The organism is Kitasatospora sp. GAS204B, assembly GCF_029892155.1.
In the GTDB taxonomy this organism is placed as follows: Bacteria; Actinomycetota; Actinomycetes; order Streptomycetales; family Streptomycetaceae; genus Kitasatospora.
Genome location: NZ_JARZAG010000023.1, coordinates 14,643 through 28,452, shown reverse-complemented (window position 1 = coordinate 28,452; position 13,810 = coordinate 14,643). Strand labels below are relative to the sequence as shown.

At 72.9% G+C, this 13,810-nt stretch carries 12 protein-coding genes and 1 pseudogene; 9 read left to right on the top strand and 4 right to left on the bottom strand.

Annotated elements, in window-relative coordinates; translation table 11 throughout:
• Positions 1–15: 15 nt before the first annotated feature.
• From P3T41_RS27130 to P3T41_RS27120, 3 genes are all read left to right on the top strand, one after another.
• Positions 16–717, top strand: a complete 702-nt coding sequence (locus tag P3T41_RS27130) for a pyridoxamine 5'-phosphate oxidase family protein (RefSeq protein ID WP_280693140.1) — start codon at positions 16–18, stop codon at positions 715–717.
• Positions 718–895: 178 nt separating this feature from the next.
• Complete coding sequence (locus P3T41_RS27125) at positions 896–1,597, top strand: alpha/beta fold hydrolase (RefSeq protein ID WP_280693139.1); 702 nt, start codon at positions 896–898, stop codon at positions 1,595–1,597.
• A 182-nt stretch (positions 1,598–1,779) separates the two neighbouring features.
• Positions 1,780–3,177 carry an MFS transporter gene (locus tag P3T41_RS27120; protein ID WP_280693138.1) on the top strand — a complete coding sequence of 466 codons (1,398 nt, stop codon included), beginning with the start codon at positions 1,780–1,782 and terminating at the stop codon, positions 3,175–3,177.
• A 20-nt stretch (positions 3,178–3,197) separates the two neighbouring features.
• Here P3T41_RS27120 and P3T41_RS27115 read toward each other — a convergent pair.
• A pseudogene (locus P3T41_RS27115) lies at positions 3,198–4,400 on the bottom strand (MFS transporter); the annotation flags it as partial.
• A gap of 44 nt (positions 4,401–4,444) precedes the next feature.
• Between P3T41_RS27115 and P3T41_RS27110 the strand changes: the two are divergent.
• The 4 genes from P3T41_RS27110 (at position 4,445) to P3T41_RS27095 (ending at position 6,789) form a co-directional block, all read left to right on the top strand.
• Positions 4,445–5,083, top strand: a complete 639-nt coding sequence (locus P3T41_RS27110; RefSeq protein WP_280693137.1) for a TetR/AcrR family transcriptional regulator — start codon at positions 4,445–4,447, stop codon at positions 5,081–5,083.
• A 104-nt stretch (positions 5,084–5,187) separates the two neighbouring features.
• Positions 5,188–5,400: a hypothetical protein gene (locus P3T41_RS27105; protein ID WP_280693244.1), complete on the top strand. Its 213-nt coding sequence runs from the start codon at positions 5,188–5,190 to the stop codon at positions 5,398–5,400.
• Between the two features lie 107 nt (positions 5,401–5,507).
• Positions 5,508–5,699 (top strand): DUF1508 domain-containing protein, encoded by a 192-nt coding sequence (locus P3T41_RS27100; RefSeq protein ID WP_280693136.1) that lies wholly within the window; start codon positions 5,508–5,510, stop codon positions 5,697–5,699.
• A gap of 127 nt (positions 5,700–5,826) precedes the next feature.
• Positions 5,827–6,789 (top strand): PhzF family phenazine biosynthesis protein, encoded by a 963-nt coding sequence (locus tag P3T41_RS27095; RefSeq protein ID WP_280693135.1) that lies wholly within the window; start codon positions 5,827–5,829, stop codon positions 6,787–6,789.
• Here the strand turns inward: P3T41_RS27095 and P3T41_RS27090 are convergent.
• Both P3T41_RS27090 and P3T41_RS27085 read right to left on the bottom strand, forming a co-directional pair.
• Positions 6,767–7,570: a type II CAAX endopeptidase family protein gene (locus P3T41_RS27090; RefSeq protein WP_280693134.1), complete on the bottom strand. Its 804-nt coding sequence runs from the start codon at positions 7,568–7,570 to the stop codon at positions 6,767–6,769. The two genes, P3T41_RS27095 and P3T41_RS27090, sit on opposite strands and share 23 nt — an antisense overlap.
• 49 nt (positions 7,571–7,619) lie before the next feature.
• Positions 7,620–9,122, bottom strand: coding sequence for a glutamate-cysteine ligase family protein (locus P3T41_RS27085; protein WP_280693133.1), 1,503 nt, complete (start codon positions 9,120–9,122; stop codon positions 7,620–7,622).
• A 360-nt stretch (positions 9,123–9,482) separates the two neighbouring features.
• On the opposite strand from P3T41_RS27085, the gene P3T41_RS27080 reads away from it, so the two are divergent.
• Both P3T41_RS27080 and P3T41_RS27075 read left to right on the top strand, forming a co-directional pair.
• Positions 9,483–10,097 (top strand): hypothetical protein, encoded by a 615-nt coding sequence (locus P3T41_RS27080; RefSeq protein ID WP_280693132.1) that lies wholly within the window; start codon positions 9,483–9,485, stop codon positions 10,095–10,097.
• A gap of 370 nt (positions 10,098–10,467) precedes the next feature.
• Entirely contained in the window at positions 10,468–10,659 is a 192-nt protein-coding gene (locus P3T41_RS27075) for a DUF5999 family protein (protein ID WP_280693131.1), read from the top strand.
• Positions 10,660–10,735: 76 nt separating this feature from the next.
• Here P3T41_RS27075 and gcvP read toward each other — a convergent pair whose 3' ends face one another.
• On the bottom strand, positions 10,736–13,636 hold the full coding sequence (gcvP, locus tag P3T41_RS27070; RefSeq protein ID WP_280693130.1) for an aminomethyl-transferring glycine dehydrogenase: 2,901 nt from the start codon (positions 13,634–13,636) through the stop codon (positions 10,736–10,738).
• Between the last annotated feature and the right edge of the window lie 174 nt (positions 13,637–13,810).

The following is a 13,810-nucleotide window of genomic DNA, read 5'->3' as shown; positions in this document are numbered from 1 at the left end:
ACATAGGGGGTTGTCATGTCGGAGCCTCGCACCGAGCAGCAGGAACGGTACGCCCGCACCCCGCGCACCACGCCCACCCGCTACAAGGAGCGGGCGAGCTGGGAGCGGGCCGAGATCCACGCGGTCCTCGACACCGCCTGGGTCTGCCACCTGGGCTTCGTGGCGGACGGCGCGCCGGTGGTGCTGCCGACGATCTTCGCCCGGGTCGACGACCGGCTCTACCTGCACGGCTCCACCGGCAGCCGCCCGCTGCGGGCGGCCGGCGGCGCGGCCGGCCTGCCGGTCTGCGTGACGGTCACCCAGGTGGACGGCCTGGTGCTGACCAAGTCGGCCTTCAACCACTCCGTCAACTTCCGCTCGGTCGTCGCGCACGGCGTCGCCGAGCAGGTCACCGACCCGGCCGAGCTGGCGGTGGCGCTCGACGCGCTGGTCGACCAGGCGATCCCGGGGCGCTCGGCGGACGTCCGCGCGGCCAGTCCGAAGGAGCTGGCCAAGACGGCGGTGATCCGACTGGTACTCGACGAGGTCTCGGCCAAGTCGCGCAACGACGGCGCGTCGGACGACCCGGAGGACGCGGACCTGCCGTACTGGTCCGGCGTGGTGCCGGTGTCGACCGTCTACGGCACGCCGCAGCCGCACCCGGGCACCGAGCGCGAGTTGCCCGGGTACCTGCGGGGATTCCAGCCGGGTGGCGGCACGGAGATCCAGCACATCTGAATGACCATGGGCATGCCAGATGCATTCCGGGGTTACGGAGCCGCCGCCTGAGCTGACGGAGCGGCCACGCGACACGCCGATGACGTCCAGGAACTGACTCCCGCTCGGCTCCCGGCCCGAATAGCATCGTCCCCGCGGGCCGCCGTGGCCCGGTCCGCGGCTCACCAGGAGATGCCCGATGGCCGAACCCCCCTCCGGGGCGCAGAACACCACCTTCCCGAGCAACGGAGGCCAGGCGCACGGCTACCTCGCGCTGCCGCCCGAGGGACGCGGGCCAGGGCTGGTGGTGGTGCAGGAGTGGTGGGGTCTGACCACGCACATGACCTCGATGGTCGACCGGTTCGCCGCCGAGGGCTTCGTGACGCTGGCCCCCGACCTGTACGGCGGCGCCACCACGCACGACCGCGAGGAGGCCGCCAGGCTGCTGCAGGAGCTGCCGGCCGGGCGGGCGGTGCGCGACCTGCGCGGCGCCGTCGACTTCCTGCTCGGCCACCCGGCGCTGCTCGGGGACGCGGTCGCGGTGGTCGGCTTCTGCATGGGCGGCGGCTTCGCGCTCCGGCTGGCCGCGCAGGAGGGCGACAAGGTGGCGGCCGTGGTCCCGTTCTACGGGCTGCCGCGCGAACCCGACTACGACTACCGGGGGTTGACCGCCCACGTGCTGGGCCACTTCGCCGAGCGCGACCACGGGCTGCCCACGGCCACGGTGGACGAGGCGGCGATCCGGATCGGCGAGGCCACCGACCGCCGACCCGAGATCCACTTCTATCCCGCCGGGCACGCGTTCATGAACGACGAGAACCTGAACGGCACCTACGACCCGCTGCAGGCCCAGATCGCCTGGCGCCGCACCCTCAGCTTCCTGCGCGGGCACCTGGGCTGAGCCGCTCGCAGGTGAACCCCTTGACCACGACGGGATGCTGTCATGGGCATTCGGAGCATCCAAGTTGATTTTCGATCAGCTTCTACCAGTTTCCGATCGGTTTGTGCAGGGTAACTCCCCATACCTGTCCATACCTGTCCGTAACGTGGACAGGCATCCATGCCACCGTCATAGTCGGGCGAATGCCGAACCGAGCCACCACCACCGTCGGCCGCACGCCGAACCACCTCGAACCCCCGAGCACCCACAGCACCCGGACCCCGCGCAAGCACCGCGCCCGCCCGCTGTCCTGGGCCGGGCGCGACTACCTGATCCAGACCGGCGCCACCGTGGTCGGCGGCCTCGGCAACGCCGGCGCCCCGATCGCCACCGCCTTCGCGCTGCTGCGGATGGGCGGCGGGGCCGCCGAGATCGGCTACGTCACCGGCGCACGGCTGGCCGCCATCGTGCTCTTCCTGCTGATCGGCGGCGCGTTGGCCGACCGGCTGCCCCGGCACCGGGTGATGGTCGCGGCCAACCTCGGCAACGCGCTCTCCCAAGCGCTGCTGGCCGCCCTGGTGTTGACCGGTTCGGCCCGGCTCTGGCAGGTGGTGCTGCTGGCGGCGGCGAACGGGATCGGACAGGCCTTCTACGCCCCGGCGGCCGAGGGCATGATCATGGAGTCGGTCGAGCAGGAGCAGGCCCCACGGGCCTTCGCGCTCTTCCGCACCGCGCTGAACTCCTCACTGATCGCCGGCGCGGCGCTGGGCGGCGCCCTGGTCGCGGTGGTCGGCCCCGGCTGGGTGCTGGCGCTGGACGCCGCCACGCTGGCCGCGGCCGGCGCGCTGCGGGTCCTGCTGCGCGACCCGGCACCCGCCGGACCCCCGCAGCAGCGCGCGGGCGACCCCGAAGCCAGCCGGGAGGCCGCACCCGGCATGCTGGCCGATCTGCGCGAGGGCTGGCGGGAGTTCACCTCCCGGCGCTGGCTCTGGGCGGTGGTGGTGCAGTACGGCGTGGTGAACGCCTGCCTGATCGCGGCCGAATCGGTGCTCGGCCCGATCGTGGCCGACCAGCGGCTCGGCGGGCCGCGACCGTGGGGGCTGGTCAACGCGGCGATGGGCGCCGGGCTGGTGGCCGGCGGGCTGCTGATGGTCCGTTGGCAGCCCCGCCGGCTGCTGCTGGCCGGCACCTTCGGGATCCTGCTGTTCGCGGCGCCGGCCGCGACGCTTGCGGCCGGCGCGTCGCTGACCACGATCGGGTGCGCGATGTTCGCCTCGGGGGTCGGCGGGACGGTCTACGGAGTCTGCTGGATGATCGCGCTGCAGCAGGAGATCCCGGCGGCGAGCTTCTCCCGGGTGGCCGCCTACGACTGGTGCGGCTCGGTGGCGCTGGCACCGGTGGGCACCGCTGCGGCTGCCCCGCTGGCCGGCGGGCTCGGCCTGAACGGAGCGCTCTGGGCCTGCGCCGGCGGCATGACGCTGCTGTCGCTGCTGGTGCTGGCGGTGCCCGAGGTACGGCGGCTGGCCCGGGCGTCGGCGCTGCCGCCCACGGTGGGCGGCGCCGCGGAGGCCGTCCCCACCGGCGCGCAGGCCGCGGCCTGACGAGAACTCAGCACGTGGTACAGCGGCGGCGCGGCCAGCACGGTCAGCGCCGCGCCCGCCAGGAACGGGGCCCGCAGCCCGTAGGCGTGGGCCAGCTCGCCGGCCAGCGCCGCACCGACGGCCAAGCCGCCGTTGGCCACCATCTGGTAGGCCATGCTGACTCGGCCGAGCAGTTGCTCCGGCACCAGGTCCTGGCGGAGCGAGACCGCCAGCACGCCCCAGGCCATGCTCAGCGCGCCGTAGCCGACCGTGGCGCAACCGGCCGGCAGCCAACTGCCGGTCAGCCCCGCGACGGTGAGCGCCAGGCCGGAGCCGAGCATGGTGACCAGCAGCGTCCAGCGGGTACCGAGCAGCCGGCCGAGCCGGGGCGCGGCCAGCGAGCCCAGCACCCCGCCGACCGCGAAGGCGGCGACCAGCAGTCCGTAGCCGACCGCGCCCAGCCGCAGGACCTCGCGCGCGTAGAGCACCAGGACCGCCAGCACGCCACCGAAGACCAGGTTGGCCGTCGCCGCCGCCAGGCAGAGCGCCCGCAGCAGCCGGTGCCGGGCCAGCCACCGCGCGCCCTCGGCCGCCTCGGCGAGCAGGCCACGCGCCGCCTGACGGTCCGTCAACGGCTCGGGGCGCCGGACCCGCAGGCTGCCGGGCAGCAGGAAGACCAGCACGGCCGCCAGTGCGAAGGAGAGCGCGTCCACCGCGAACGGCGCCAGCGCGGCGAGTCCGAAGCAGACGGTGCCCAACGGGGCGCCGAGCAGCGAGTCCGTCACCAGCGCGCCCGCCTGCAGCCGGCCGTTGGCCCGGGGCCGGTCGGCCGGTCGGACCACGGCCGGGACCACTCCGGCCCAGCCCGCGTTGTAGAGGGTCTGACCGCAGCCGAGCAGGAAGCCGACCAGCGCGATCAGCGGAATCCGCGCGACCCCGAGCGCCACCGTGATCGCGAAGCCGGCGGCCAGCACCGCGCGGCAGGCGTCCACCGTCCAGAGCAGGCGCCGCCGGTCCACCCGGTCGGCCAGCGCCCCGGCCGGCAGGCTGAGCAGCAGCCAGGGCAGTTGTTCGGCGACGGCCACCAGCGCCAGGTCACGCGGATCTCCGGAGATCCGGGCGGCCAGCAGCGGCAGCGCGACGAAGCGCATGCCGTCACCGAGCGCGGAAACCGTGACCGAGGTCCAGAGCAGTCGGAAGCGCGGTCCCAGCGGCCCGGCGGCCGCTCCCCCAGTGGAAAACATGAACTAGACTCTGGTTCAGCTTTGAGGCCCTGTCAAGGAGTGCGATGACCGCGAGCGTCCCACCGCTGCCCGCCGGCGTGCTGCGCGAGCCGCAGCAGCAGCGCAGCCGGGAGAAGGTGGCCCGGATCCTGGCGGCCACGGCCCGGCTGCTGGAGCAGCACGACTACGACGAGGTCGGAACCAAGCTGATCGCCGCCGAGGCCGAGGTCTCGATCGGCGTGCTGTACCGGTTCTTCCCGGACAAGCACGCGATCGTCAGCACCCTGACGGTGCGCTGGCTGGACGAGTTCACGGCCCTCACCGAGCAGATCCTGAGCGGCCCGCTGCCCGCCACCGCGAGCGAGCTGGCCGCCCAACTGCTCGACGCGCACGCCCGGTTCCGCCGCGAGCAGCCGGGCTTCCACCGGCTCTGGTTCGCCGGCCCCGCACTGCCCGCACTGCGCGAGTACGACGAGAACACCGATCGCCGGCTGGCCGGCGCCATCCGCACCGTCCTGGTGGACCGCTACGGCTACCCGGACACCCCCGCCTTCGCGCTGCGCGCCGACCTCGCGGTGGCGAGCGCCGGGCGCCTGCTCAACTCCGCCTTCCGCGACCGGCCCGAGGGCGACCCGGCGATCCTCGCCGAGATCCACCTCATGATGGAGCGCTGGCTGCTCGCCCGACCGGCCACCGGCGACTGAACCCCGGCCGCGCGGTACAACCTTCCGCCCGCGACGGCGGTCTCACCCCGTGAGGTCCGCCACCCCGGGAGGGAGATCCGTTGCCACGGCCGATGCAGCTCTTCATGTTTGACGGATCGTCAGACCAGTCGGCGGAATGCTGCTGGCTGGTCGAACTGGCCGGCGTGGACGGCCACTGGTACGCGTACCGGGTGTACGCGTCCAAGCACGCGCACCCGGGCGACCTGTTCTGGTCCGCCCTGCACCACCACGACCAGGGCCCGCTGCCACGCGCGCTCGACCTCTTCGACAGCGCGCTGATCCGGCTGCTCGGCTGACCCCGCAGGCGCGCACCCGGACGACGGCACCCGGCGTGCGGCTCGCCCGGGCCCCGCCTACGGTGCGTCAGGAGGGGGTGCGACCAAGTACGAAAGGTGAAAACTCCATGGCAGGGAAGTTCGAGCTGTACACCGACGAGAGCGGCATGCACCGGTTCCGGCTCAAGGCCAGCAACGGCTCGGTCATCGTGGTCGGCGATGCGCACGAGACCAAGGAATCGCTGCTGAAGAACATCGAGTCGCTCCGCAGGCTCGCCCCGTACGCGGAGGTCCGCGAGGCCAGCGGCAGCCCCGCGTAGCGGCCCGCGACGCGGTGGTGGGGAGCGGCCAGGCAGGCCGCTCCCCACCATCGTGCCCAAACCGGCCGGGCCAGACCTGCCGAATTGGCCCTGTCGAGCGCACACTGACTGCCCCTAGGCTCAGGGCATGCGCATCTCGATCATCGACGCCTTTACCGACCGACCCTTCGCCGGCAACCCGGCCGGGGTCTGCCTGCTGGAGACGGACGCGTGGCCCGCGGAGCGGTGGATGCGCCAGGTGGCCCGCGAGCTCAACCTCTCCGAGACCGCCTTCGTCCGCCCGCTGACCGACGGCGGCGAAGCCGACTGGGCGCTGCGCTGGTTCACCCCGATGACCGAGGTCCCGCTCTGCGGCCACGGCACGCTGGCCGCCACCCACGCGCTGCGCACCCAGGGCCTGGCCGGCCAGGGCCCGGTCCGGTTCAGCTCGCTGAGCGGCCTGCTGACCGCCACTCCCCGCGCCGACGGAATGATCAGCCTGGACTTCCCCGCAGCCCGACCGCAGGCAGCCGAGATCCCGGACGGCCTGGCCGAGGCGCTCGGCAGCCCGGTGCTCGGCTGCCGCACCACCGGCGGCCTGGACATCCTGCTCGCCGAGTTGCGCAGCGAGCACGCCGTGCGCGGCCTGGCCCCGGACCTGGCGGGCATCACCCGCCAGCAGGCCCGCGGCGTGGTGGTCACCGCGCTCGCCGAAGACCCGTCCGACGGCTACGACTTCGTCTCGCGCTACTTCGCCCCGGCCGCCGGGGTGCCCGAGGACCCGGTGACCGGCAACGCGCACACGGTGCTGGCCCCGTTCTGGGCCGAGCGGCTCGGGCGCACCGTGCTGACCGGCTACCAGGCCTCGGCCCGCGGCGGGTTGGTCCACTGCGAGCTGCGCGGCCCGCGCGGCGAGAGCGGGCTGGGGACGCCCCCGGCCGACGGCTGGACGCGAGTGCTGCTGGCCGGCCACGCGGTCACCGTGCTGGACGGCGCGCTCAGCCCCTCGGCGGTGGCCAACTCGTCGGCAGGGCTCGACCCGTCAGCGCCGCGCCGCCCCTCGGCGACGTTCGATGCGGCCGCGACGCTCAGCCCGTCGGCAGCCAGCTGACGTGCCCCGCCAGCAGCGCGTAGCCGACGAAGGCGGTGGTGTCGATCAGCGCGTGCGCCACGGCCATCGGCATCACCCGGCCCCAACGCCGGTAGAGCAGGCAGAAGACGGCACCCATCACCATGTTCCCGATGAAACCGCCCACCCCCTGGTAGAGGTGGTAGGAGCCGCGCAGCACCGAGCTGGCCAGCACGATCGCCGGCCAGCTCCAACCGCGCTGTTCCAGGCGGCGGATCAGGTAGCCGAGCACCACCACCTCCTCCAGCACGGCGTTCTGGCAGGCGGAGCCGATCAGCACCGGGATCCGCCACCAGACGTCGGGCAGGCCGGAGGGCACCACCGTGAGGTTGAACCCGGCGGCCCGCGAGCCCAGGTAGAGGGCCAGCCCGCTGCCGCCGATCACGGCCGCCACCGCCGCGCCGCGCCCCAGGTCTGCGAGCTTGTGGCGCAGATCGAAGCCGAGCACCCGCAGGCTGGCCCCTTCGCGGATCAGCAGGTAGCCGACCAGCGCCACCGGCATCAGGCCGCGGCCGATGTAGTAGAGCTGGTAGGCCAGGTCGAGCCAGGGGCGACCCGGAGCGGCCGAGGAGTTCAGCGGGGCGACCTGCTGGCTGAGCGCGGCGTGCCGGGTGAGCGAGTCGACGAAGCTGATCGCCGCGTAGACGCCGCTCGCGCCGAGCGAGAGACCCAGGACGATCAGCAGCTCGAAGCCGAGCAGCCGCCGCCCGGGCGAGCCGGGCGGCAGGGTGTTCTCGGGGTGTGCGGGCGGTGCGATCGTCATGGCCGATCATCCTGTCATACCAGGATGAGCCGGGCCGTGACCTCGGAGGTCAGCCCACCGGCCAGGTGTGCACCGGCTCGCCGGCCCGCATCAGCTCCATGTAGCGCCGGGTCATGGTGGCCAGCGCGGTGGCGCGGTCCATGCCGTACCGCTCGCGAAGCTGGTGCACGGTGGCGGCCTGCCAGGACGCGCCGTTGGTCCGGCGCAGGCAGCGCTGCTCGATGATGCCCAGGTAGCGGTCCCGGTCGGCCGGCTGCACGCCCCAGGCGTCCAGGCCCTGGTGGGCCAGCGGCAGCAACTCACTGAGCACCAGGTCGACCACCGGTACCTCGGCGAGCGCGCCGCGGGCGCCGCGGCCCTGCCGGGGCCAGTGGATGGCGCTGTCGATGCCGTAGCGGGCGGCGGTCTGGAAGTTCTGGTCGGCGCGGTCGAACGGCAGCCTGGTCCAGATCGGCCGGCCCTGCTCGGCGAGCACCCGGACCAGGCCGTAGTAGAACGCGGCGTTGGCCAGCGTGTCGGCGACCGTCGGGCCGGCCGGCAGGCAGCGGTTCTCCACCCGCAGGTGCGGGACGCCGTCGGCCACGTCGTAGACCGGGCGGTTCCACCGGTAGACGGTGCCGTTGTGCAGCCGCATCTCGGCGAGCTTGGGGATGCCGCCGGAGGCCAGCACCTTGGCCGGGTCCTCGTCGTCGCAGATCGGCAGCAGCGCCGGGAAGTACCGCAGGTTCTCCGCGAACAGGTCCAGCACGGAGTCGACCCAGCGCTCGCCGAACCAGGTGATGGGGCGCACGCCCTGGGCCTTGAGCTCCGCCGAACGGGTGTCGCAGGCCTGCTGGAAGAGCACCGGGCGGGTCTCCCGCCACAGCTCGCGGCCGAACAGGAAGGGCGAGTTGGCGCCCAGCGCCACCTGGATGGCAGCGATCGCCTGGGCGGCGTTCCAGACCGAGGCGAACCGGTCCGGAGTGACCTGGAGGTGCAGCTGCAGCGAGGTCGCCGCCGCCTCGGCCACCATGGTCACCGATTCGAGCACCAGGTGCTCCACGCCCTCGATGTCGAGCGCGATGTCCTCGCCGCGGGCCGCCATGATCTGGTCGCTGAGCAGGGTGTAGCGGTTGTTGTGCGACATCGACTCCAGGCCGGTGTGCTCCAGGCCCAGCGTCGGCAGCACGCCGACCATGATGATCCGGGCATCCGCCTCGGCGGCCCGCCGGTCGGCGTACCGCAGACCGGTGTCGATCTCCTCGCGCAGTTCCTCGAAGACGTGGCCGCTCAACCGGTGCGGGGCGATGTTGACCTCGATGTTGAACTGGCCCAGCTCGGTCTGGAAGTCGGCGGAGCCGATCGCCGCCAGCACCTGCTCGTTGCGCATCAGCGGCAGACCCTGTTCGTCCGCCAGGTTGAGCTCGATCTCCAGGCCGAGCACCGCCCTGGGCTTGTCGAACCGGCCCTCCACGAGCATTCGGTCCAGTGCCTCCTGACAGGCCTGCAGTTTGAGCCGGTACTGCTGCCGGTCAGCCAGGTCCGCGCGAGTCGCGATGACCTTCTCCCCCATGGATGCCCCCTTAGGCCGGTGCCACCGTGCACTGCATCATGCCCAGCCGGAAGATCGATACCCGACGCGACGCATTGCCTTGCGGCACAAGGGAACTGACGATTTCTCACCGCTAGGTCAACTTGCCGGGCAGGACGGAAGGTGATAAGAAGGTCACCCTGCGCACTTGTTCGAGTAGGCTGCGCCCCGCTTGTCGCCCCGGCCCCGGTTCGCTTTCCCGGGCTCGGGCGACACCCTCGCGTGCGGCGCAGTCCACCCGCGCGCCAAGCCCCGCGATCACGCCCAACCGGACCCGGCCATCTCGCGCCATGCCGGTATGCCGCTTTCGCACGCCGATCTCGCACGGAGAGGCGACCTGCCATGACCTTGCAAACGCCCCAGCCCCCGCCCAGCGCCCTGCGGGCCGTACTGGCCGCACTGAGTTCGCCCGCCGCCCTGCGCCAGCCAGGGGCCGCCGCGCTGCGCAGCCCCACCGGCACGCTGTCGCCCTCCCATCCATTGGCGGTGCACCAACTGCCGCCCGGGACGACGACGGCACGGGCGCTGGTCGCCGCGCCGCGCACGGGTTGGCGGTTCCTGATCGAGCACGGCGGGGCGGTGGTCGCGGCGGCCGAGGTGGTGAAGTCGGCGGAAGGCCACAGCTTCGCGCACTTCGCGGCCGGTCCCTACCTGGACTCCACGGTGCAGGCGCTGGCCCAGGCCTGGCAGCTGGTGCAGGCTCAGCGCACCAGCCATCAGGCCCGGCTGCTGTCGATGCCAGGGCACTACGCCACGGCGCTCTGGCTGCACGGCATCGACGCCACGCCGGACGACGATCTGCTGATCCCACTGGCCCCGGCACCACTCGGGGTCACCGCCCACCGCGCCTATCCGGCCGGAGAACTCCTCGCCCTGCTCGCCCGGCCCGCGACGGCCACCGCCGCCAGAGCGGTGGCAGCGACGGGCGCTCCGCTCGCGGCGGTGCCCGCGTTCTAGCCCGCCCCTCAGGCCACCGACCCGGGCTACCAGCCCCATCCTGACGGACTATCTCGTAGCCACCCGGCCGAACCAGAGCCGGGTGGCCCGTTTGTGCGCCCAAATCCCGGGGAGCCATCTGAATGGGTGATCTCTGGCCCGTAGTTGTGGCGCATGTCACCAAACAGCTGCGGGACGGGCCCGGGATGCCGACACTGGGAACCAGCGTGGAAGGACCACCTGTCCTACCCACAGACGCGCCGGTTCACACCTGGGCCGGCCGGACAGGATCCGACCACCGTCAACGGTGTTCCGGAGCCGCCGGGTCCGCGAGGACTCGGGCCGGTACCGCTGCGGGGGGCGTGGATCGTGAGTGAAGCGAGGTACCAGGATGTGCCAGCACCGACCTGAGTGTCCGTCGGCCGAATCCGCCGACCGGGAGGCCGCCGTCCCGGTCGCCCGACACCCCGAGCAGGGCTGGAGCCTGCTCTGCAACGGGGTCCTGCTCTTCGAGGACACCGGCGAACTACTGCCGGACGGCCGGGTGATCGCGCCGCACCGGGCGCTGCTGATCGCCGCCTGATCCCGGGACGGCCGGCCCGATCAGACGAAGTCCCCTGCGGCGACCGCCGCAGGGGACTTCGTCATCCGCCCTGGGATCAGGCGTCGTACTCGTCCAGCGGCGGGCAGGAGCAGACCAGGTGACGGTCGCCGTAGGCGCCGTCGATCCGGCGCACCGGCGGCCAGTACTTGTCGGCCGGGTTCACGCCCGCCGGGAAGACCGCCTCGGTGCGCGAGTAGCCGTGCGCCCAGTCGCCGGCCAGCGTGGCGGCGGTGTGCGGAGCGTTGCGCAGCGGGTTGTCCTCGGCGGCCCAGTCACCCGAGCCGACCTTCTCGATCTCCGCCCGGATCTCGATCATCGCGGCGCAGAACCGGTCGATCTCGTGCAGGTCCTCGGACTCGGTCGGCTCGATCATCAGCGTGCCGGCCACCGGGAAGGACATGGTCGGGGCGTGGAAGCCGTAGTCGATCAGGCGCTTGGCGATGTCGTCCACGGTCACCCCCGTCTCCTTGGTGAGCGGGCGCAGGTCGATGATGCACTCGTGCGCGACCAGGCCGCCGGGGCCGGTGTAGAGCACCGGGAAGTGCGGGGCCAGCCGCTTGGCGATGTAGTTGGCGTTCAGCACGGCGACCTGGGTCGCGCGCTTGAGGCCCTCGCCGCCCATCAGGCGCACGTACGCCCAGGAGATCGGCAGGATCGCCGCCGAGCCCCACGGGGCGGCCGAGATCGGGCCGACACCGGTGGCCGGACCGGCCTCCGACTGCAGCGGGTGGTTGGGCAGGTACGGCGCCAGGTGCGCGCGCACCGCCACCGGGCCGACGCCCGGGCCGCCGCCGCCGTGCGGGATGCAGAAGGTCTTGTGCAGGTTCAGGTGCGAGACGTCCGCGCCGAACTTGCCCGGCTTGGCCAGGCCCACCAGCGCGTTCAGGTTGGCACCGTCCACGTAGACCTGGCCGCCGGCCTCGTGCACCAGGGCGCAGATGTCGGTGATCTGGGTCTCGAAGACGCCGTGGGTGGACGGGTAGGTGACCATCAGCACGGCGAGCTGCTCGCGGTGCTGCTCGATCTTGGCCTTCAGGTCCTCCACGTCCACGTCGCCGTCGGTCAGCGTCTTGACCACGACCACCCGCATGCCGGCCATCACGGCGGAGGCGGCGTTGGTGCCGTGCGCCGAGGCCGGGATCAGGCAGACCTCGCGCTGGGTGTCGCCGTTCGCGTGGTGGTAGGCGCGCACCGCCAGCAGACCGGCCAGCTCGCCCTGCGAACCGGCGTTCGGCTGGATCGAGACCGCGTCGTAGCCGGTGACCTCGACCAGCTGCTGCTCCAGCTGGCGGATCAGGGTCAGGTAGCCCTGGGCCTGCTCGATCGGGGCGAAGGGGTGCAGCTGGCCGAACTCCGGCCAGGTGACCGCCTCCATCTCGGTGGTGGCGTTGAGCTTCATGGTGCAGGAGCCGAGCGGGATCATGCCGCGGTCCAGCGCGTAGTCCCGGTCCGAGAGGCGGCGCAGGTAGCGCAGCATCGCGGTCTCCGAGCGGTGGCTGTGGAAGACCGGGTGGGTGAGGTACTCGTCCTCGCGCAGCAGGCCGGCCGGCAGGGTCTCGGCGACCGCGTCCGCGTCGACACCCGCGACGCCGAAGGCGGCCCAGACCACGGCCAGGTGCGCACGGGTGGTGGTCTCGTCGCAGGAGATCGAGACGGTGTCGGCGTCCACCTGGTAGAGGTTGACGCCGGCCTCGCGGGCGGCGGCCAGCACGGCGGCGGCCCGGCCCGGGACCTTGGCGGTGACGGTGTCGAAGAAGGCCTCGTGGGCCAACTCCACGCCACCGGCGCGCAGACCCGCGGCCAGCGCGGCCGCGTAGCGGTGGGTGCGGCGGGCGATGTCGGCCAGACCGTCCGGCCCGTGGTAGACGGCGTACATCGAGGCCATCACGGCGAGCAGCACCTGGGCGGTGCAGATGTTGCTGGTGGCCTTCTCGCGACGGATGTGCTGCTCGCGGGTCTGCAGGGCCAGGCGGTAGGCGCGGTGCCCGTCGGCGTCCACCGACACGCCGACCAGGCGGCCGGGCAGCGAGCGGGCGTACTCGGCGCGCACCGAGAGGTAACCGGCGTGCGGGCCGCCGAAGCCCATCGGCACGCCGAAGCGCTGCGAGGTACCGCAGGCGATGTCGGCGCCCAGCGCGCCGGGCGACTTCAGCAGGGTGAGCGCCAGCAGGTCGGCGGCGACCGCGACGATCGCGCCGAGCCCGTGCGCCTGCTCGATCACGGCGGCCAGGTCGCGCACCGCGCCGGAGGCACCGGGGTACTGCAGCAGCACACCGAAGACGCCGCCCTCGGCGATCTCGGCCGGGATGCCCTCGGACAGGTCGGCGACCACCACCTCGACGCCGGTGGGCAGGGCCCGGGTCTCTATCACCGCGATGGTCTGCGGCAGCGTGTCGGCGTCGACCAGGAAGACGCCGCCCTTGACCTTGGTCACCCGGCGGGCCAGCGCCATCGCCTCGGCGGCGGCGGTGCCCTCGTCGAGCAGCGAGGAGCCGGAGGTGGGCAGCCCGGTCAGGTCCGAGACCAGGGTCTGGAAGTTGAGCAGCGCCTCCAGCCGGCCCTGCGAGATCTCCGGCTGGTACGGGGTGTAGGCGGTGTACCAGGCCGGGTTCTCCATGACGTTGCGCAGGATCACCGGCGGGGTGAAGGTGCCGTAGTAGCCCAGCCCGATCATCGGGGTGAGCACCTGGTTGCGGCCGGCCAGCTCGCGCAGTTCGGCGAGCACCTGGGCCTCGGTACGGCCGGCCGGCAGGTCCAGGCCGGTGATGCTGCGGATCGCCTCCGGGACGGCGGCGGCAGAGAGCTCGTCGAGCGACCCGTAGCCGACCTGCGCCAGCATCTTCTCCTGGGCGGCGGCGTCGGGGCCGATGTGCCGCGACTCGAAGGGGCTGGCCGCTTCGAGCTCGGCGAGGGTGGCAGCGCTGCGGGGACGACCGGTGGTCGGCTGGGCAGTCATGGTGGTCGAGGCCTCCTGGTCACGGACCGGCGGGGGCACGCACGCCGCAGGACTCGCCGCCGTGGGGAGCGGATGAGCCTGGACGGGCGAGCCCGACAGGCCTCCCCCTCTGTCATCGGGACCTGAGAGCTTCGCCCGCGCGGAGCTGACGCCCCGTCGGCTTGCACCGTCGGT